Origin of the sequence: Variovorax xiamenensis, assembly GCF_050916385.1 — a bacterium.
GTDB lineage: Bacteria > Pseudomonadota > Gammaproteobacteria > Burkholderiales > Burkholderiaceae_C > Variovorax.
Genome location: NZ_CP139038.1, coordinates 5,651,526 through 5,671,951 on the forward strand (window position 1 = coordinate 5,651,526; position 20,426 = coordinate 5,671,951).

Consider the following 20,426-nt stretch of genomic DNA (forward strand, 5'->3'; position numbering starts at 1 on the left):
ATGTTGCAGAACCTTGACCTGACGAAGCTCGTCTTCGGCCGCCTCTCCTGGGAGGCGATTCCCCTGCACGAGCCGATCCTGCTCGTGACCTTCGCCGGCGTGATCCTGGGCGGCCTGGCCGTCCTGGGCGCACTGACCTACTTCAAGCTGTGGGGCACCCTGTGGCGCGACTGGATCACCAGCATCGACCACAAGAAGATCGGCATCATGTACATCATCCTGGGCCTGGTGATGCTGCTTCGCGGCTTCGCCGATGCGCTCATGATGCGTGCCCAGCAGGCCATCGCCTTCGGCGACAACGCGGGCTTCCTGCCGCCTCACCACTACGACCAGATCTTCACCGCCCACGGCGTGATCATGATCTTCTTCGTGGCGATGCCGCTGGTCACGGGCCTCATGAACTTCGTGGTGCCGCTGCAGATCGGCGCGCGCGACGTGGCCTTCCCGTTCCTGAACAACTTCAGCTTCTGGATGACCACCTTCGGCGCCGGCCTCGTGATGGCGTCGCTGTTCGTCGGTGAATTCGCCAAGACCGGCTGGCTGGCCTATCCGCCGCTGTCGGGCATCCTCTTCAGCCCCGACGTGGGGGTCGACTACTACATATGGTCGTTGCAGATTGCGGGGGTGGGCACATTGCTATCCGGCGTGAACCTGCTGGCCACCATCGTGAAGATGCGCGCACCCGGCATGACCATGATGAAGATGCCCGTCTTCACCTGGACCGCCCTGTGCACCAACGTGCTGATCGTCGCCGCCTTCCCGGTGCTGACCGCCGTGCTGGCCCTGCTGTCGCTCGACCGCTACGCAGGCACCAACTTCTTCACGAACGACCTCGGCGGCAACGCCATGATGTACGTGAACCTGATCTGGATCTGGGGCCACCCCGAGGTGTACATCCTGATCCTGCCGGCCTTCGGCATCTTCTCGGAAGTGGTCTCCACCTTCTCCGGCAAGCGCCTCTTCGGCTACGCCTCGATGGTGTACGCCACGGTCGTGATCACCATCCTGTCGTACCTCGTCTGGCTGCACCACTTCTTCACCATGGGCTCCGGCGCCAGCGTGAACTCGTTCTTCGGCATCACGACGATGATCATCTCCATCCCGACAGGGGCGAAGATCTTCAACTGGCTCTTCACCATGTACCGCGGCCGCATCCGTTTCGAGCTGCCCATGATGTGGACCATCGGCTTCATGATCACCTTCGTGATCGGCGGCATGACCGGCGTGCTGCTGGCCGTTCCCCCGGCCGACTTCGTGCTGCACAACAGCCTGTTCCTGATCGCCCACTTCCACAACGTGATCATCGGCGGCGTGCTGTTCGGCATGCTGGCGGGCATCACCTACTGGTTCCCGAAGGCCTTCGGCTACAAGCTCGACCCGTTCTGGGGCAAGTGCTCGTTCTGGTTCTGGATCGTCGGCTTCTGGTTCGCCTTCATGCCGCTGTACATCCTGGGCCTGATGGGCGTCACCCGCCGCATGAGCCACTTCCAGGACATGTCGCTGCAGATCTGGTTCCAGGTCGCCGCCTTCGGCGCCGTGCTGATCGCGCTGGGCATCGCCTCGTTCCTGATCCAGCTGGTGGTGAGCTTCATCCGCCGCGACCAGCTGCGCGACACCACGGGCGACCCGTGGAACGGCCGCACGCTGGAATGGGCGACCTCGTCGCCGCCGCCGGCCTACAACTTCGCGTTCACGCCGCGCGTGCATGACAACGACGCCTGGTCCGACATGAAGGCCCGTGGCTACCAGCGTCCGCTGGAAGGCTTCAGCCCGATCCACATGCCCAAGAACACGGCCGCCGGCTTCATCATCGCCGCGCTGGCAGCGGTGTGCGGCTTCGCGCTGATCTGGCAGATGTGGCTGGTGGCCGGCATCGGCTTCGTCGCCATGCTCGCCGCCACGATCATCCACACCTTCAACTACAAGCGCGACTACCACATCCCCGCGGAAGAAGTCGTCCGTACCGAAGAAGCGCGCACGCGCCTGCTGGCTGCCAATGTCTAACAGTACCGCCCTCAACTCCAGCCACACGAACACCGTGGGCAACGCCGCGAGCGTGCCCACCTTCGAGGTGTTCAACGTCCGCAACGAAGACCACCACCCCGAGAACGGCACGCTGCTGGGCTTCTGGCTCTACCTGATGAGCGACTGCCTCATCTTCGCCTGCCTGTTCGCGGTGTACGGCGTGCTGGGCCGCAGCTACGCGGCCGGCCCCTCGGGCGCCGACCTGTTCGACCTGCCGCTGGTGGCGATCAACACCTCGCTGCTGCTGCTGTCGTCCATCACCTACGGCTTCGCCATGCTGCAGATGCAGCAGCGCCGCATGGGCGGCGTGCTGGTCTGGCTGGCCATCACCGGCCTGCTGGGCGCGGGCTTCATCGGCCTGGAGCTGTATGAATTCGCGCACCTGATCCACGAAGGCGCGGGCCCGCAGCGCAGCGCCTTCCTGTCGTCGTTCTTCGCGCTGGTGGGCACCCACGGCCTGCACGTGACCTTCGGCATCGTCTGGCTCATCGTGCTGATGATCCAGCTGCCCAAGCACGGCTTCACCGCCGCCAACCGCCGCCGCCTGATGTGCCTGTCGATGTTCTGGCACTTCCTGGACGTGGTCTGGATCGGCGTCTTCACCTTCGTGTATCTGATGGGATCGCTGCAATGAGCGCGCACACCGAAACCGCCGGCCACGGCGCACATGGCCACGACGATCACGGGCACGGTCACGACGACGGCCCGGTGAGCCACAGCACCTTCAAGGGCTACATGACCGGCTTCGTGCTGGCCGTGATCCTCACCGCCATTCCGTTCTGGCTCGTGATGGGCAAGGTCTTCGACAAGCCCGGCACCACCGCGCTCGTCATCCTGGCCTTCGCCGTGGTGCAGATCGTGGTGCACATGGTTTACTTCCTGCACATGGACGCCAAGTCCGAAGGCGGCTGGAACATGCTGGCGCTGATCTTCACGCTCGTGCTCGTGGTCATCACGCTGGCCGGTTCGCTGTGGGTCATGTACCACATGAACACCAACATGATGCCGCACTCGATGCACGACATGAAGAACATGCCCTGATGGCGGAGCAGGCCGTCCGCCAGCGCTCCACCGCCGCACGGGTGGCGCTGGCGGTCTGCGCAGTCCTCGCCTTCGCCGGCTTCGTCGCGCTCGGCACCTGGCAGGTCGAGCGCAGGGCCTGGAAGCTCGATCTCATCGCACGCGTCGACCAGCGCGTGCACGCCCCGGCCGCCACGGCCCCCGGGCGAACCGAATGGCCCATGGTCAATGCGGCCAACGACGAATACCGGCATGTCCGCCTTGCCGGCACCTTCCTCCACGACAAAGAAACGCTGGTGCAGGCCAGCACCAGGCTGGGCGCCGGCTTCTGGGTGCTGACCCCGCTGCGCAGCAGCGCCGACGGCACCGTGGTGCTCGTCAACCGCGGCTTCGTGCCGCCTGAAGCGCAGAAGCGCGAGGCGCGCGCCGCCACTGAGCCCCAGGGCGAGACCACCGTGGCCGGCCTGCTGCGCCTGACCGAGCCCAAGGGCGGCTTCCTGCGCAAGAACGATCCGGCCGGCGACCGCTGGTTCTCGCGCGACGTGCAGGCCATCGCCGCCGCACGCGGCCTGGCCGACGTGGCGCCCTACTTCGTCGATGCGGAGGCCGCGCCGGCCCCTGCGAATGCCACCGACACCCCCGCCTGGCCCGCCGGCGGCCTGACGGTCATTTCCTTTCCCAACAGCCACCTCGTCTACGCCCTGACCTGGTATGGCCTGGCCCTCATGGTGCTGATCGCGGCCTGGTTCGTGCGGCGCAGCGAAAATGCGGCCCATGCCGACGCCCGCCCCGCCGACCAAGATGCCCGCCGCGACGGCTGAGTCCGCCGCGGTCGCGGGCGAGCTGCACCCGCCCCGCGCCGGCGTCGCGAGCCTGGACAACGCCATCGGCCACCAGAACATGCAGCAGCTGATACAGCTGCGCTGGTTCGCGGTGGTCGGGCAGGTCGCCACCATCCTGGTGGTGCACTACGGCTTCGAGATCCGGCTGCCGCTGGACCACATGCTGCAGGTGCTGGCCTGCCTCGCCCTCTTCAACATGGTGAGCCTGCTGCGCTCGCGCAGCCACCGGCGCGTGACCAACGGCGAACTGTTCCTCGCGCTGCTGGTCGACGTGGCCACGCTCACGGCGCAGCTCTACCTGAGCGGCGGCGCGACCAACCCTTTCGTGTTTCTCTTCCTGCTGCAGGTGACGCTGGGCGCGGTGCTGCTGAAGGCCTGGTCGACCTGGACCATGGTCGTCATCACCAGCATCTGCTTCGCCGGACTGGCGCTGTTCTCGCGCCCGCTCGCGCTGCCGCTTGACCACGACCGCGGCCTGTGGAGCCCCTACATCCAGGGCATGCTGGTGTGCTTCGCGCTGAACGCCGCCCTGCTCGTCATCTTCATCACCCGCATCAGCCGCAACCTGCGTGCGCGCGACGCGCGGCTGGCCGACCTGCGCCAGCGCGCCTCGGAAGAAGAACACATCGTGCGCATGGGCCTGCTGGCCTCGGGCGCGGCGCACGAGCTGGGCACGCCGCTGGCCACGCTGGCGGTGATCCTGGGCGACTGGCGCCGGCTGCCGCACTTCAGCTCCGACCCGGAACTGCTGACCGAGGTGGCCGAGATGGAGCTGCAGATCCAGCGCTGCAAGAGCATCGTGAGCGGCATCCTGCTGTCGGCCGGCGAGGCGCGCGGCGAATCGTCGGAGGAAACCACCGTCAGCACCTTCCTCGACGACCTGGTCGAGGAGTGGCGCACCACGCGCCCGGTGGAAGACTTCGAGTACGACAACCGCTTCGGCCGCGACCTGCCCATGGTTTCCGACTCGGCCCTCAAGCAGATGATCTGCAACGTGCTCGACAATGCGCTGGAGGCGTCGCCGCACTGGCTGCGCCTCGAGGCGGCGCACGACGCCGACGCGCTGACGATCACCGTCACCGACGCGGGCCCGGGCTTCCTGCCGGCCATCCTCAAGGAGTTCGGCAAACCCTACCAGTCGAGCAAGGGCCGCGCGGGCGGCGGGCTGGGGCTGTTCCTGGTGGTGAACGTGGCGCGTACCGTGGGCGGTCGCGTCGCCGCGGCCAACCGGCCTGAAGGCGGCGCCATCGTGAAGATCACGCTGCCGCTCGCGGCCATCGTGCTCGAGGAAGAAGATTCGGAAGTGGACGATGACGAGGCCGATGCCGAAGCCATCGCCGCCAGCAGGACCATCGGAATGGAAGGCAATGAGCGAAACCGGAGCTGAAGAGCAGCGCCAGCTGCTGATCGTCGAGGACGACGGCGCCTTCGCGCGCGCGCTCGGCCGCTCCTTCGAGCGCCGCGGCTACGGCGTGACGCACGCGAGCAACCTCGCCGAGGTCGAGGCCCTGCTGGCAACCGCCACGCCAGGCTACGCAGTGGTCGACCTCAAGCTCAACGGCGAGGCCTCGGGCCTGGCCTGCGTGCAGATGCTGCACCGGCACAACCCGAAGATGCTGATCGTGGTGCTCACCGGCTTCGCCAGCATCGCCACCGCGGTGGAAGCCATCAAGCTCGGCGCCTGCCACTATCTGGCCAAGCCCTCGAACACCGACGACATCGAGGCCGCCTTCGGCCGCGCCACCGGCACCACCGAGGTCGAGCTGACCAACCGCTCCACTTCCATCAAGACGCTCGAATGGGAGCGCATTCACGAGACGCTGGCCGAGACCGGCTTCAACATCTCGGAGACCGCGCGCAGGCTCGGCATGCACCGGCGCACGCTGGCGCGCAAGCTGGGCAAGCAGCAGGTCAAGTAGACCGATCTTCAAACCACACGCGCTTGCGCACGGATTGCCGATGACCTCCAACTCTTCCCTGCAGACACGAGCTTCGCAACACAGCAAATCCTCCGTCCTCGCGGCGCGCGACCAGACGGCGATGGAAGAGCTCTTCAATGCCCTGAGCCACGGCCTGGGCCTCGCGCTGGCCATCGCCTCGCTGCCCATCCTGGTCTATAGCGCGGCCCAGAAGGGCCAGGCCGCGGGCGTGGTCGGCGCCAGCCTGTTCGCGGGCACGGCCATCGTGCTGTACCTGATCTCCACGCTCTACCACGCGCTGCCCATCGGCCGTGCCAAGGCCTGGTTCAACCGGCTGGACCACGCGGCCATCTACCTCTTCATCGCGGGCAGCTACATGCCCTTTCTATTCGGCGTGCTGCGCGGCCCGCTGGGCTGGACGCTGTTCGGCGCCATCTGCGCGGCCGCAGCGCTGGGCGTGAGCGCCAAGCTGTTCAACCGGCTGCAGCATCCGCTGTGGTCAACCGGCCTGTACGTGGCGATGGGCTGGATGGCGCTGATGGCCGCCGTGCCGCTGTACGAGCGCATGTCGGCGGCGGGACTTGGCTGGCTGGTGGCCGGCGGGCTCTTCTATACGGCCGGCGCGGTGGTGTTCCTGTTCGACAACAAGGTGCGCTTTGCACACTCGGTGTGGCACCTGTTCGTGCTCGCCGGCAGCACCTGCCACTTCTTCGCCGTGCTCTGGCACGCGCACGGCTGACCGCTCATTCCAGGAACGCCATGGAACCGGCTTTGCCGGGCCATCGGTGTTGCCCCCGGCGAGGGGTTTGGCGCAGCGACACGAAGTGCGCAAAGCCTGGGGGAGTATCAATAATGCGGAGGGAGTTCGTCGCGTGGATTGCGTGCAGCGCCATCCTGGCCTGAGCTCTGCATTTGCTCCTTCAGCTGCGTGACCTGCAGGATCAGCCGGTCGATCTGCTGCTGCTGGCGGTAGATCGTCATGTTCAGCTGGTCGAGCAGGTCTTCGGCGTAGCTCGACTTGATCTCGAGCTCGGTCACGCGTTCGGTGATGTCGTGGGGCGGGTTTTCCATGCCGCTATTGGACAGGAAGACCGCCCCGCTCTTTGTGACGCCTTGCTTAGCGGCGCACTTTCGCCTCGAGCAGGTCGGCCATGCCGATGCGCCTTGCGAACTCGATGCGCACGCGCTCCGACACCTCGAACACCTCGGCCGCGCCGTCGCCCACGAAGTCGATCAGCGAACGCATCGGCCGCGTGCCGGCCGGCAGGCCCACGATGCGCACGATCTCGTCGGCCACGGCCTGCGGGTCGGCGTTGTCGGGCGTCAGCGCCGAGAGGCGCGCGCCGATCTGGTCCATCAGGCCGTCGTAGCGGCCGTAGGCAGCGGCGGTCGCAGCATCGACCGGCTTGCCCGCGCTCGGGAAGTGGTCGGTGCCTTTGGTGAAGGCGCCCGGCACGACGATGGAAGTCTCGATGCCGAAGCGCGCGATCTCGTAGGCCAGCGTGGCGGCCAGCGAATCCATTGCCGCCTTGGCCGCGCCGTAGGGGCCCATGAACGGCGGGAAGCCGCCCTTGGTGGTGGTGCTGCTGATCCACAGCATCAGCCCCGACTCCTGGGCCCGCAGGTACGGCAGCACCGCGCGGTTCACGCGTTGCGCGCCGAGCACGTTGGTGTCGAACACCTTCACGATTTCCTCGGGCGTGAAGGCCTCCGTGGGCCCGACCACCAGGTGGCCGGCGTTCTGCATCACGACGTCAATGTGGCCCTGCTCCCGCACGATGGTCGCGGCGGCCGCATCGGCCGATTCCTGCGAGAGCACGTCGAGTTCGAGCGGATGCAGCTGGATGTTCTTCGCCGCGGCCAGCGCGCGCAGTTCGGCGGCGCGGCCGGCATTGCGGCCCGCGATGTCGCGCATCGACGCGTAGACGACGTGTCCGGCCTCGGCCAGCGATTGCGCACTGAGCCTGCCGATGCCGGTGCCCGCACCGGTGACAAGGACGATCTGCTTTTGCATGAGTGATTTCTCCGTCTGGTTCGTTTGGGATGAAAGCTCGCCGCCCGTCAGGCCAGGCCGCCGTTGGCGCGCAGGATCTGGCCGTTGACCCAGCCTGCGTCGGGCCCGGCGAGGAAGGAGACCACCGAGGCGATGTCCTCGGGCTGGCCCAGGCGCTGCAGCGGCGGCGCCTTCGCGAAGTTCTGGATCTGCTCCTCGGTCTTGCCCTCGAGGAAGAGCGCCGTGGCGATCGGCCCCGGCGCCACCGCGTTCACCGTGATGTTGCGGCCGCGCAGTTCCTTGGCGAACACGTGCGTGAAGGACTCGACCGCCGCCTTGGTGGCGTTGTAGATCGCATAGCCCGGCATGTTCAGCGCGAGCACCGTGCTCGAGAAGTTGACGATGCGCCCGCCCTCGTTGAGGCGACCGGCGGCCTCGCGCAGCGTGTTGAAGGTGCCGCGCACGTTGATGTCGAAGGTCTGGTCGTAGAGCGCGTCGGTGTGCTCGGCCAGCGGCAGGGTCTTGAGCACGCCGGCGTTGTTGACCAGCACGTCGACCTTGCCGAGCTGCGCCTCGACGGCGTCGAACATGGCACGCACTTCGCCGGCGCTGGCCACGTCGGCCTTGACGGCGACGGCCCTGCCGCCAGCGGCCTGGAGTTCGGCCACGAGGGCCTCGGCCTGCGCCGGGCTCGACGCATAGTTGACGGCGACCGCGAAGCCGTCCCCGGCGAGGCGCCGGGCAACGGCGGCGCCGATGCCGCGCGATGCGCCGGTGACGATGGCGACCTTGGGTTGGGGTGAGTGGGTCATGGCTGTTCCTTTGCAGTGGTGGGTGGTTGGTGAAGCGAATCTTCGATCGTTCCATTCAAAAGATAATCAGCCGCCATTTGCCATTACCATTCCATTTACTTCAACAATAGAACCCGGCGCCGCCCATGGACCGCTTCCAGGAAATGCAGGCCTTCGTGCGCATCGCCGAGCGCCAGAGCTTCACGCAGGCATCCGAAGACCTGCAGATCCCCCGCGCGACCGTCACCAACCTCATCAAGCGCGTCGAACAGCGCCTCGGCACCCGGCTGCTGGAGCGCACCACCCGCACCGTGCGCCTCACGCAGGACGGCGAGGCCTACTACCGCCGCTGCGTGCGGCTGCTGGCCGACGTGGAAGAGGCCGAGGGCCTGTTCCGCGACGCCGCGCCCAAGGGCCTGCTGCGCGTGAACCTGCAGGGCACGCTGGCGCGGCATTTCGTGGTGCCGGCGCTGCCGGACTTCCTCGCTCGCTACCCTGACCTTGAACTGCACATCGGCGAGGACGACCGGCTGGTGGACCTTGTGCGCGAAGGCGTCGACTGCGTGCTGCGCGCGGGCACGCTGCAGGATTCGTCGATGGTCGGGCGACGCGTGGCGCTGCTGCCGCAGGTCACGGTCGCGAGCCCGGCCTACCTGGCGGCGCACGGCGAGCCTCGCAGCCCGGAGGAATTGGCATCGCACCGCGCCATCCACTACATCTCCAGCGCCACGGGCAAGGCGGTGCCGCTCGAATTCACTGTCGACGGACGCGTGACGAGCGTGCAGCTCGGCGGCATCGTCTCGGTGACCGGTGCCGACCTGTACACCGGCTCGGCCGTCGCCGGCCTGGGGCTGGTGCAGGTGCCGCGCTACCGCGTGGCCGGCGAACTGGCGGACGGGCGGCTGAAGGTTTTGCTGCCGGAGTTCGCGCCGCCGCCGATGCCGGTTTCGGTGCTCTATGCGCAGAACCGGCAGCTGTCGTCGCGCGTGCGCGTGTTCACGCAGTGGCTGCGCGACATCTTCGAGGCCGCCGAAGCGGCCTGAAGCATCAGCAGGCCGTCGACTCCAGCGCCACGGCGCCGGCCTCGGCATGCGTCTCGCCGCGCAGGAAGGCGAACACGACGATTGCCGTCAGCACCGTCACGCCAGCCAGCACGTACAGCAGCGTGCCGAACGCCGCGCCATAGGCATGCAGCAGCCCCGCGCGGTCAATTCCGGGCAACAGCGCCAGTGCTTGCGAGAGGTTCCCGGTGGTCATGCGCTGCGCCGCCTGCGATGCGGCAGCGGCATGGCCCAGCTGCGCCGTCACCAGCGCAGTCAGCCCGGCGCCGACCAGCGCCAGCGCAATGCCCTCCCCCGCCACCCGCACCGTGTTGAAGATGCCCGAGGCCATGCCCGCGCGCTCGCGCGGCACCACGCTCACGGCCAGCCCGTCCATCAGGCCCCAGGGCAGTCCGATGCCGGCGCCGATCAGCAGCAGCGGCCACACCATTCCGGCGAGCGGCGTGCCCGGCGCACAGCGGCTGAGCCAGAAGAGCCCGGCAGCGCAGACCAGTAGCCCGACGGCCGAGATCGCGCCCGCCGAGAACCGGTGCGCCAGCGATGCCGCCAGCGTCGGCACGACGAGGATCGGCCCCGAGAGCGCGAACATGAAGGCGCCCGCCTCGATCGCGCTGCGCCCTTCGAGCCCCACGAAGCGGATCGGCAGCAGCACCAGCAGCACGACGAAGCCATAGGCCGGCGCGGCGGCCAGCAGCTGCACGCCCACGAAGCGCGGAAAGCGGAACAGCGACAGGTCGAGCATCGGATGCGCCACGCGCCTCTCGATGGCGACGAAGACGACGCCCATCGCCGCCGCGCCCGCCAGCGCGCCGAGCACCCACGGGCTGCCCCAGCCGCTGTCGGGCGCCTGCAGCACGCCCAGCGTCAGCAAGCTCAGCGCGGCGGTGAAGCTCAGCGTGCCCGGCACGTCGAGCCCCATGGCCTGCGGGTTGCGCGATTCGTGCATCGACAGCGCGGCGATGCACAGCGCCACGAGACTGACCGCGCCGGGGCTCAGCATCACCGCCTGCCAGCCGAAACTCTCCGCGAGCCAGCCCGAGAGGATGGAGCCGCAGGACAGCCCCACGCCGAACGCGGTGCCGATCAGGCTGAATGCCCGCGTGCGCGCCGCGCCGTCGAACACCTGCGCCAGCGCCGCCGTGCCTGCCGCGAAGGCCGCCGCCGAGCCCAGCCCCTGCAGCGCGCGCGCCAGGTCGAAGGCCACGATGCCCGGTGCCAGAGTCAGCAGCGAGGCGCTGAGCGCCACCACCGCGAGCCCCAGCAGGAAGACGCGCTTGCGCCCGTACGCATCGGCCAGCGCGCCGGCGGCCATCAGCGTGGCACCGAAGCTCAGCATGAAGGCGTTGGTCACCCAGTTGAGCTGCACCGGGCTGCCGCCCAGCGCATCGCGGACGGCGGGCAGCACCACCGCCGGGCCGGTGAAGCTCAGCGGCATGCCCAGCGCCGCGAGGCAGACGGCGGCCAGGAGCCAGTTTCTGGAGAAAGACGGGGACATCGGGAGCGTGCTTTCGCGGAAGGTAAAAAAGGAAGGCACGAAGATAGAAAGGAATCAATGCGATGAAAATTGCCCCATTGCTCCTCACACTCCCAACCAAAGGTTGCCAATCCATGGACAGCTTCAGCGGACTCGAATCCTTCGTGCGAGCGGCCGACCACGCGAGCTTCGCCAAGGCCGGCCGGGAGCTCGGCATCTCGGCCTCGGCCGTGGGCAAGAACGTCGCGCGGCTCGAGCAGCAGCTCGGCGTGCGCCTCTTCAACCGCACCACGCGGCACATGCGGCTCACGCAGGAAGGCGCCCTCTTCCACGAGCGCTGCCGCCGCATCCTCGACGAGCTGGACGACGCGCGGGCCATGATGCAGGACGCCATTGCCGCTCCGCGCGGACGCCTGCGCGTGAGCCTGCCGACCATCGGCTACCGGTTCCTGCTGCCGATCCTGCCGGCCTTCAGGGAGCGCTACCCCGAGATCGAGCTCGACCTCGACTTCAACGACAGGCTGGTCGACGTGATCGCCGAGGGCGTCGACGTGGCGATCCGCAGCGGCGACCTTGTGGATTCACAACTGGTGGCGCGCCGGCTCGGCCCGTTCCGCTTCGTGCTGGTCGCCTCGCCGGCCTACCTGGAGCGCCACGGCGTGCCGCAGACGCCGGCCGACCTCGCGCGGCACACCTGCCTGCGCTACAAGTTCGTCACCGGCGGAAAGATCGAGGACTGGGACCTGCCCGGCCTGCCTACGCAACTACCGCCCGGCCTGCTGTGCAACAACATGGAAGCCATGCTGGGCGCGGCCGTGGCCGGCCTCGGCGTGGCCTACATGCCCGATTTCCTCGCACGCGATTCGCTCTGCCGAGGCGAACTGCAGCGCGTGCTGGCCACGCACCTCGTGCGGCAAGGCCAGTTCTCGGCGCTTTGGCCGTCGAGCCGGCAGCTGTCGCCTAAGGTGCGGGCGTTCGTGGATTTCGCGGGGGAGCACATGTTCAGGGAAGAAGGCTGCCTCTGAACAAAGGCAGCCCCTCGACAGGAGCCAGCGGGATCAGGCGGGTTCGGTCTGCGCCACCGGAGCCTCGACGGGCTCCGCAGCCACGGCGACCGGCACTGCGGCGACAGGCTCGACGGGCTTGGCGCTCTCGGCGACCACCGGCTTCACCGGTTCGGGACTCGCAGGTGCCGGCACTTCCGCAGGCGCGACGGCCGGTGCAGCGACTGCAACAGGCACCGCTTCCGCAGGCTTTGCGCTTTCCACGACGACTGGCTCCACCGCCTCAGACTTGACTGTCTCGGCCTTTGCAGGAGCGACGACCTTCGCCGGCTCGGGCACGGGCATGGCTGGTGCCGGCGCAGCCACTGCGACAGGCGCTGCTTCCATCGGCTTGGCGCTTTCCACGACAACGGACTTTGCAGGTTCGGCCTTGACGGGTTCAGGCTTCGCAGCCTCGGTCTTCGCGGGAGCCGGAATCACGGCCGCCGCCTCGGCGGACTTGGCCGACTTCGCAGGCTTCGCGGGCGCGGGCTTCACCGGTTCCGGCGTCGCCACCACGGGCTTGGAGACGTCCTGCTTCACCGGCTCGCTCGCCATCCGGCTCAGCGCCACCGCGGCCTTCAACGGGAACAGCGTGCGCTCGTCGCCCTCCGCGGCATTGCTCACAGTGGTGCCGCCGACTTCGTCGAGGCTGGCCGTGCGCACCGCGTCGAGCCGGTGCGCGGGCACCATGAACGGCGAATGCGTGGTGTAGACGATCTGGTTGCCGAAGTCCTTCTCCAGGTGCGCCAGCAGGTCGGCCTGCGAATGGGGGTGCAGGTGAAGGCCGGGCTCGTCGAGCAGCAGCACTGCGTCTTCCGCGTTGCCGCCGCGGGTGTCGGCGAAGAAGGCGACGTAGAACGAGAAGAACCACTGGAAGCCGCGGCTGCGCTCCTCGAGGTTCACCTCGACCTCGTAGGCGGCGTTCGGGTCGGACACCAGCGTATCGAGGTACTGGCCGTCGAGGTTGAAGCGCACCTTCAGCGCGCGGTCCTTCCACAGGCGGCGGATCTCGGCGGTCACCACCGAGCCGGCGCGGTTGACGAGCTGGTTGCGAGTGGCCTGGTCGTTCTTGTCGAGCAGGGCCTGCAGCTGCCGCAGGTCGAGCCCCGCGACCTTGCACAGCTTGCCGAAGCTCTGCTGCTCGGGCGTGAGCTGGCCCCAGCCCTCTCGCCCCAGGTATTCGGCGATGTTCTGGCGGCCGGGCAGTGCCGGGTATTCGTCGACGTAGACAAAACGCGGCAGCTTGCCGATCACCCATTCCTGCGCGCGCTCCAGCGCGGGCGTGTCGTTGGCGATGGAAAGCGCGGTTTCCTCCAGCTCGGCGAGCATCTGGTCCTGCTTGTCGCTGAGCTCGGCGCCCGACACGGCAAGCGCCTTGCGCAGGGCCTGGGCCGCCTTGATGGCGCCCGCCGACCACTTGATGTAGTCGGGGCTCATGATCATCGCGGCGTCGAAGGCGTCGGTTTCCTGCTCGAGCGCGGCCTTCGCGGCTTCGTCGGCGACCTTCTCTGCGGCCGCCTTCACGGCCGGCACGATCTTGCGGACCTTGGCCTTGGTGTCGCTCACGTCGAGCGACAGGGCGCCAAGCCCTTCGAAGCCGGCCGAGCGGCTTGCGGCATAGCCCCGGCTCGCAGTGACGTGGCGCACGCCCGCCGCGCGCGGCAGGATCGCGGCCAGCTCGGCCTGCTCGCTCTCGTCGAGGCTCCAGCGCGTGAAGACGACGGGGGTGTCGCCAGTGCACTCTTCCAGGCGGCGATGGCGCGGAAAGTCCTTGATGGGGCTGAGTTCGGCAATGCCTTCGGCGGGGTTCAGGCTGTGGAGCGCACGCAGCAGGTTCGATTTGCCGCTGTCATTCCGGCCGAGGATCGCCGTGATCTGCGTGGAGTCGATGAGGCCGCTGTCGTTGATCGAGCGAAAGTTGGTGATCTGGAATGACGCCAAGCGCATGCAGGAATTTCTCTTCTCTGAAATGAATACGGGGCCGGGGAATGTATTGCATTCCACGGCCCCGTCCGGCCCGAGGCCGAAGAAAAAGATTGCTTCCGGCTGCTTCTACTCGGCGGCGCGGCGCAACGTGTCGACCACCGGCCGGCGCAGCACTTCGCGCAGGCCCCACCATCCCGCGCCGAGCGCCAGCACCGCCCCGGCCAGCGCACCGGCCACCGGCACCAGCGGCGAAGCGGTCCAGGTGAACTCGAACACGAAGCGCGCCAGCCCCCAGCCGATCAGCGCGGCCACGATGCTCGCGAGGAAGCCCGCCAGCAGGCCCACGCCCGCGAGTTCGGCGCGCTGCACCTGCCGCAGCAGGCTGGCGCGAGCGCCCACCGCGCGCATCACGGCGAACTCGCGCGCGCGCTCCTCGCGCGTGGCCGTCACCGCGGCGAACAGCACCACGAGGCCGGCCGCGAGCGTGAAGCCGAACAGGAACTCGACCGCGCGGATCACCTGGTCGAGCACGCGCTGCACCTGGTTGATGGTGGCGCTCATGTCGACGTTGGTCACGTTCGGGTAGCTGCGCACCAGCGCGTTGTCGAAGCCGCGCGTCTCGGGCGCGCGGAAGGCGCCCATGTAGGTGGTGGGCACGTCGGCCAGCGAGGCCACCGTGTACATCACGAAGAAGTTGGCGTGCATCGAGCCCCAGTCGACCTTGCGCAGCGAGGTGATGCGCGCGTCGTTCTGCATGCCGCCGATGTCGAAGCGCAGCATGTCGCCCATCTTCAGGCCCAGCGTCTCGGCCAGGCCCTCTTCCACGCTCACCTCGCCGGCGGCACCGGGTGTCCACTTGCCGTTGGTGATGCTGTTGTGCGCGGGCGCGTCCACGCTGTTGCTGAGGTTGAACTCGCGGTCCACCAGGCGCTTGGCGCGGTCTTCCGTGTAGTCGTCGGGCGTCACGGGCTTGTCGTTGATGGCGACGAGCCGTCCGCGGATCATCGGGTACCAGTCGAACTTGCTCACGCCCGCGTCGCGCAGCGACTTCTGGAAAGCCTCGCTCTGGTCGGGCATGACGTTGATGACGAAGCGGTTCGGCGCATCGGGCGGCGTGGCCTGGCGCCAGCTCGCCACGAGGTCGGTGCGCAGCAGCACCAGCAGCACCAGCGCCAGCAGGCCCACCGAGAGCGCGCTGACCTGCACCACCGCGTAGGCCGGCCGCGCCGAGATCTGCCGCGTGGCCAGCACCAGCCAGCGCGGCGCGGTCGCCTCGTTGACGCTGCGGCGCAGCACCTTCACCGCCAGCCAGCTCAGCAGCGCGAACACCGCCACCGCGCCCGCGAAGCCGCCGACGGCGATCAGGCCCAGCTTGATGTCGCTGCTCGCCGCCATCAGCAGCGCCGCGAAGCCCGCGACGCCCACGCCCAGCACCGCGAGCGAAGCCGGCTTGAGGCCGCCCACGTCGCGCCGGATCACGCGCAGCGGCGGCACGCGCGCAAGCTGCAGCACCGGCGGCAGGCCGAAGGCGAAGAGCAGCGTGAGCCCCATGCCCAGCCCGAAGGCCACGGGCCACAGCGTGGCCGCGGGCAGCGCGGTCTCGACCAGCCCCGCCAGCAGCAGCACGAAGACATAGTGCACCGCGAAGCCGATGGCCACGCCCAATGCGCTGGCCACGATGCCGATCACCGCGAACTCGAAGGCATAGGCAATGGCGATGGTGCGCTGGCTCTGTCCGAGCACGCGCAGCATCGCGCAGTCGTCGAGATGGCTGGCCGCGAAGCCGCGTGCGGCCAGCGCCACCGCCACGGCCGACAGCAGCGCCGCGAGCAGCGCGACCAGGCTCAGGAATTTCTCGGCGCGGTCGAGCGTCTGGCGCATCTCGGGCCGGCCACTCTCGAAGGAGTCGAGGCGCACGCCGCGCAGCTCGCCCTTCTTGATGGTGGCGTCGGCCCAGTCGGTGAAGCGCTTGACCGCGGCGTCGCTGCCCGCCACGGCATAGCGATACCCCACGCGGCTGGCCGGCTGCACGAGCCCGGTGCGGGCCACGTCGGCCTGGTTGAGCATCACGCGCGGCGAGAAGCTCATGAAGCCGGCGCCGCGATCGGGCTCCAGCGTGATGACGCGGCCCACTCGCAGGCCGGTGTCGCCCAGCAGCAGCGTGTCGCCGACCTTCAGGCCCAGCGAATCGAGCAAGGATGCATCGACCCAGGTTTCACCGGGCGGAGGAATGTCTCGCGTGACGGCGCCGGCGCCGTCGATGGTGGTGGAAGTCTGCAGGCTGCCGCGCAGCGGATAGCCGGCCGTCACCGCCTTCAGCGCCACCAGCTTGCTGGCGCCGCCCTGCGCATCGTCGGCGCGGGCCATGGTCGGAAAGCCGTAGGTGCTGGTGCCCTCCAGCCCCAGCGACTTCGCTTGCGCCACGAAGGCCTCGGGTGTCGGGTTGTCGCTGACGATCACCGCGTCGCCGCCCAGCAGCTGGCGCGCGTCGCGCTTCAGGCCGCCTTGCAACCGGTCGGCGAAGAAGCCGACAGCCGTGAGCGCGGCCACGGCCAGCAGCACGGCGACGATCAACAGGCGCAACTCGCCGGCGCGCAGGTCGCGCCAGAGCGTGCGCCAACCCAGGCGAAGGGAGGCATTCATGGCGCGAACAATAGCCGACGCCCGGCGCCACGGGTCGCTTCGAGGGTTATTGCGCTCCTTTTGCCCTTGATCCTGGCAGGATGCTGTCGCATGATGCGACAAACGCATCCCGTTTGTCGCAAACCGGGCACACCCGGCGAGCGGAAGACGAGGCCATAAAAACAGCCCGTTGCCGGATCCGCCCTTCCCACAAGGAGTGTCGATGCCACGATGTCAGCAGCGCTTGCAGATCATCGGCCTGTGCCTTGCCGCCGGCCTGCTGGCAAGTGCATGCGATCCCAAGCCCCCCGCGCCGAAGGCCTCCACAAGCACCGGCGCCACCGGCGCGAGCCCCACGGGCGTCGCGCCCGCCGCATCCGGTGACAAGGTCGAATCCTCCAGTTCCCACCAAGGCCCGTCCGAGGGCGGCGCAGCCGTCGGCGGCATGAGCGGGCCGGCCGGCAGCGGCGGCACCTCCGGCGGCGCGGCGCCCGCGCCCAGCGGAGGCGACGGCACGGCGCCCAAGTAGCGCGGCCGGCACGCAAGGTTCATTCGAAGTTACCCCGCAAGAAGAAAAGAAGACCACGATGAAACAACCCATCACTTCACCGCCGCAGGAGGTTCCGTCATGGACATGAACCGCCGGCAATTCTTCCGCGTCAGCAGCGCGGGGCTGGTCGGCTCCAGCATCGTCGCACTCGGCTTCTCGCCGACCGCCGCGCTGGCCGAGGCCCGCAACTTCAAGCTCGCGCGCACCACCGAGACGCGCAACACCTGCCCGTACTGCTCGGTGGGCTGCGGGCTCATCATGTACAGCCTGGGCGACAAGGCGAAGAACGTGGTATCCGACATCCTCCACATCGAGGGCGATGCCGACCACCCCGTGAACCGCGGCACGCTGTGCCCCAAGGGCGCCGGCCTGCTCGACTTCGTGCACAGCCCCATGCGGCTGAAGTACCCCGAGGTGCGCGAACCCGGCGGCACCGAGTGGAAGCGCATCGGCTGGGACGAGGCGCTCGACCGCATCGCCAAGCTGCTGAAGGCCGACCGCGACGCCAACTTCCAGACCACCAACGCCGACGGCAAGACCGTGAACCGCTGGACCAGCTCCGGCATGCTCTGCGCCTCGGCCTCGTCCAACGAAACCGGATACATCACGCACAAGGCATTCCGCTCGACCGGAATGCTGGTGTTCGACAACCAGGCACGCGTCTGACACGGACCCACGGTGGCCAGTCTGGCCCCGACGTTCGGCAGAGGCGCGATGACCAACCACTGGCAGGACATCCAGAACGCGGATGTCGTGCTGATCATGGGCGGCAACGCCGCGGAGGCGCATCCGTGCGGCTTCAAGTGGGTCATCGAGGCCAAGAAACAGAACAAGGCCCGCCTGGTGGTGGTCGACCCGCGCTTCACGCGCTCGGCCGCCATGGCCGACTACTACGCGCCGATCCGCGCGGGGTCGGACATCGCCTTCCTGGCCGGGGTCATCAACTTCCTTCTGACCAACGACAAGATACAGACCGAGTACGTCCGCAACTACACCAACGCGACCTTCATCGTCGGCCCCGACTACAAGTTCGAGGACGGCCTGTTCAGCGGCTACAACGCCGAGAAGCGCAACTACGACCCCAAGTCGTGGGGCTACGCGCTCGACGAGCAGGGCATGGCCAGGGTCGATATGAGCATGCAGGACCCGAACTGCGTGCTGCAGGTGATGAAGCGGCACTATTCGCGCTACACGCCCGAGATGGTGAGCCGCATCACCGGCACGCCGCAGGACAAGTTCCTGAAGGTCTGCGAGTACATCGCGAGCACCAGCACCTCCCAGCGCACCATGACCATCATGTACGCGCTGGGCTGGACACAGCACAGCCAGGGCTCGCAGATGATCCGCACCGGCGCCATCGTGCAGCTTCTGCTGGGCAACATCGGCGTGCCCGGCGGCGGCATGAACGCGCTGCGCGGCCACAGCAACATCCAGGGCCTCACCGACCTGGGGCTGCTGTCGAACTCGCTGACGGGCTACATGTCGCTGGCGCGTGACAACGAGCAGACGCTGGAGGACTACTACAAGACCCGCGCGCTCAGGCCCCTGCGTCCCAACCAGATGAGCTACTGGCAGAACTACCCGAAGTTCTTCGTCAGCATGCAGAAGGCCTGGTGGGGCAACGCGGCCACGGCCGAGAACGACTGGGCCTTCCACTACCTGCCGAAGATCGACAGGCTCTACGACGTGCTTCAGGCCTTCGAGCTCATGAACCAGGGCAAGCTCAACGGCTACATCTGCCAGGGCTTCAACCCGGTGGGCTCGTTCCCCGACAAGAAGAAGATCGTCGACGGGCTCTCGAAGCTCAAGTTCCTGGTCACCATCGATCCGCTGCAGACCGAGACCAGCGAGTTCTGGCGCAACTTCGGCGAGTTCAACGACGTCAAGTCCGCCGACATCCAGACCACGGTGTTCCGCCTGCCTTCCACCTGCTTCGCGGAGGAAGACGGCTCGCTCACCAACTCCAGCCGCTGGCTTCAGTGGCACTGGAAGGGCGCGGAGCCGCCGGGCGAGGCCAAGGGCGACATCGAGATCGTCGCGGGCATCTTCAACCGCATGCGCGCGGCCTACGCGAAGGACGGCGGCGCCTTCCCCGATCCGATCGTCAAGCTCACCTGGCCCTACAAGATTCCGCACTCGCCTTCCGCGCAGGAGCTGGCGATGGAATACAACGGCCGCGCGCTGGCCGACCTGACCGATCCGAAGGACCCGACCAAGCCGCCGCTGGCCAAGGCCGGCGAGCAGCTCTCGGGCTTCGGCCTGCTGCGCGACGACGGCAGTACCGCCAGCGGCTGCTGGATCTACGCCGGAGCATGGACGCAGGCCGGCAACCAGATGGCGCGGCGCGACAACGCCGACCCGTACGGCATCGGCATGGTGCAGAACTGGGCGTGGGCCTGGCCCGCGAACCGGCGCATCCTCTACAACGGCGCCTCGACCGACCCGACCACCGGCAAGCCGTGGATCGCGAAGCGCGGCCTCGTCGCGTGGAACGGCAAGCAATGGGGCGGCGCCGACGTGCCCGACATCCGACCCGACGCGAGCCCGACCGACGCCGAGGCGGTGCGTCCCTTCATCATGACCGCCGAGGGCGTGGCGCGACTCTTCGCTCCCACCGGCATGGCCGAGGGACCGCTGCCCGAGCACTACGAGCCCTTCGAGTCGCCGCTGGTCAACAACCTGATGCACCCGAACAACGAGAAGGCGCGCGCCAATCCCGCGGCACGCATCTTCAAGGGCGACCTCGAGAAGCTCGGCGTGCCGAAGGACTTCCCGTACGTGGCGACCAGCTACCGGCTCACCGAGCACTTCCACTACTGGACCAAGAACGTGCGCACCTCGGCCATCATCCAGCCGCAGCAGTTCGTCGAGATCGGCGAGGAGCTCGCGAAGGAGAAGGGCATCGGCCACGGCGACATGGTGAAGGTGTCGAGCAAGCGCGGCTACATCAAGGCCGTGGCGGTCGTCACCAAGCGCATCGTCGGGCTGCAGGTGGACGGCCGCACCGTGCACACCGTGGGGCTGCCGAACCACTGGGGCTTCGTGGGCGTGGCCAAGCCGGGTTACCTGGTGAACACGCTGACGCCTTTCGTGGGCGACGCGAACACGCAGACGCCCGAGTATAAGTCGTTCACCGTGAACATCGAGAAGGCCTGAA

Annotated in this window: 17 protein-coding genes; 11 read left to right on the plus strand and 6 right to left on the minus strand. The window is 68.1% G+C overall.

The genetic code is table 11. From position 1 onward, the window contains the following. Genes cyoB through trhA form a run of 7 tightly spaced genes read left to right on the plus strand, consistent with a single transcriptional unit; the run spans position 1 to position 6,545 of the window. A complete protein-coding gene (gene cyoB, locus SFB74_RS25715; protein WP_432727184.1) occupies positions 1-2,004 on the plus strand; it encodes a cytochrome o ubiquinol oxidase subunit I in 2,004 nt (667 codons plus the stop codon). Then, positions 1,997-2,659, plus strand: a complete 663-nt coding sequence (cyoC, locus tag SFB74_RS25720) for a cytochrome o ubiquinol oxidase subunit III (RefSeq protein WP_432727185.1) — start codon at positions 1,997-1,999, stop codon at positions 2,657-2,659. The genes cyoB and cyoC overlap by 8 nt, the downstream gene beginning before the upstream one ends. Beyond that, positions 2,656-3,066 (plus strand): cytochrome o ubiquinol oxidase subunit IV, encoded by a 411-nt coding sequence (gene cyoD / locus SFB74_RS25725; RefSeq protein WP_432727186.1) that lies wholly within the window; start codon positions 2,656-2,658, stop codon positions 3,064-3,066. Before cyoC ends, cyoD begins: the two co-directional genes overlap by 4 nt. Continuing rightward, positions 3,066-3,866 carry an SURF1 family protein gene (locus tag SFB74_RS25730; protein ID WP_432727187.1) on the plus strand — a complete coding sequence of 267 codons (801 nt, stop codon included), beginning with the start codon at positions 3,066-3,068 and terminating at the stop codon, positions 3,864-3,866. Before cyoD ends, SFB74_RS25730 begins: the two co-directional genes overlap by 1 nt. Then, positions 3,820-5,274 (plus strand): ATP-binding protein, encoded by a 1,455-nt coding sequence (locus SFB74_RS25735; protein ID WP_256228297.1) that lies wholly within the window; start codon positions 3,820-3,822, stop codon positions 5,272-5,274. The genes SFB74_RS25730 and SFB74_RS25735 overlap by 47 nt, the downstream gene beginning before the upstream one ends. Next, entirely contained in the window at positions 5,255-5,806 is a 552-nt protein-coding gene (locus tag SFB74_RS25740; protein ID WP_093198012.1) for a response regulator transcription factor, read from the plus strand. Before SFB74_RS25735 ends, SFB74_RS25740 begins: the two co-directional genes overlap by 20 nt. Before the next feature lie 40 nt (positions 5,807-5,846). Next, complete coding sequence (gene trhA / locus SFB74_RS25745) at positions 5,847-6,545, plus strand: PAQR family membrane homeostasis protein TrhA (protein WP_432727188.1); 699 nt, start codon at positions 5,847-5,849, stop codon at positions 6,543-6,545. 107 nt (positions 6,546-6,652) lie between these two features. On the opposite strand, the gene SFB74_RS25750 is transcribed toward trhA, so the two are convergent. The 3 genes from SFB74_RS25750 to SFB74_RS25760 are packed head-to-tail and all read right to left on the minus strand — an operon-like array spanning position 6,653 to position 8,611. Beyond that, positions 6,653-6,877, minus strand: coding sequence for a SlyX family protein (locus SFB74_RS25750; protein ID WP_093198017.1), 225 nt, complete (start codon positions 6,875-6,877; stop codon positions 6,653-6,655). A gap of 46 nt (positions 6,878-6,923) precedes the next feature. Then, positions 6,924-7,820, minus strand: a complete 897-nt coding sequence (locus SFB74_RS25755) for an SDR family NAD(P)-dependent oxidoreductase (RefSeq protein WP_432727190.1) — start codon at positions 7,818-7,820, stop codon at positions 6,924-6,926. A 47-nt stretch (positions 7,821-7,867) separates the two neighbouring features. Then, positions 7,868-8,611, minus strand: a complete 744-nt coding sequence (locus SFB74_RS25760) for an SDR family oxidoreductase (RefSeq protein ID WP_432727191.1) — start codon at positions 8,609-8,611, stop codon at positions 7,868-7,870. 125 nt (positions 8,612-8,736) lie between these two features. Between SFB74_RS25760 and SFB74_RS25765 the strand changes: the two genes are divergently transcribed. After that, on the plus strand, positions 8,737-9,633 hold the full coding sequence (locus tag SFB74_RS25765) for a LysR substrate-binding domain-containing protein (RefSeq protein ID WP_432727192.1): 897 nt from the start codon (positions 8,737-8,739) through the stop codon (positions 9,631-9,633). A gap of 4 nt (positions 9,634-9,637) precedes the next feature. Here SFB74_RS25765 and SFB74_RS25770 read toward each other — a convergent pair whose 3' ends face one another. Further along, positions 9,638-11,146: an MFS transporter gene (locus SFB74_RS25770; RefSeq protein ID WP_432727193.1), complete on the minus strand. Its 1,509-nt coding sequence runs from the start codon at positions 11,144-11,146 to the stop codon at positions 9,638-9,640. 113 nt (positions 11,147-11,259) lie between these two features. On the opposite strand from SFB74_RS25770, the gene SFB74_RS25775 reads away from it, so the two are divergent. Further along, positions 11,260-12,150 carry a LysR family transcriptional regulator gene (locus tag SFB74_RS25775; protein WP_432727194.1) on the plus strand — a complete coding sequence of 297 codons (891 nt, stop codon included), beginning with the start codon at positions 11,260-11,262 and terminating at the stop codon, positions 12,148-12,150. 33 nt (positions 12,151-12,183) lie between these two features. Here SFB74_RS25775 and SFB74_RS25780 read toward each other — a convergent pair whose 3' ends face one another. Both SFB74_RS25780 and SFB74_RS25785 read right to left on the minus strand, forming a co-directional pair. Beyond that, positions 12,184-14,118, minus strand: coding sequence for an AAA family ATPase (locus SFB74_RS25780; RefSeq protein ID WP_432727195.1), 1,935 nt, complete (start codon positions 14,116-14,118; stop codon positions 12,184-12,186). Positions 14,119-14,223: 105 nt separating this feature from the next. Next, on the minus strand, positions 14,224-16,740 hold the full coding sequence (locus SFB74_RS25785; protein WP_432727196.1) for an ABC transporter permease: 2,517 nt from the start codon (positions 16,738-16,740) through the stop codon (positions 14,224-14,226). A gap of 202 nt (positions 16,741-16,942) precedes the next feature. Here SFB74_RS25785 and SFB74_RS25790 point away from each other — a divergent pair, with 202 nt between their 5' ends. Both SFB74_RS25790 and fdnG read left to right on the plus strand, forming a co-directional pair. After that, positions 16,943-17,248, plus strand: coding sequence for a hypothetical protein (locus SFB74_RS25790; protein WP_432727197.1), 306 nt, complete (start codon positions 16,943-16,945; stop codon positions 17,246-17,248). A 99-nt stretch (positions 17,249-17,347) separates the two neighbouring features. After that, positions 17,348-20,425 (plus strand): formate dehydrogenase-N subunit alpha, encoded by a 3,078-nt coding sequence (gene fdnG, locus SFB74_RS25795; protein WP_432727199.1) that lies wholly within the window; start codon positions 17,348-17,350, stop codon positions 20,423-20,425. The last annotated feature ends 1 nt before the right edge of the window (position 20,426 follow it).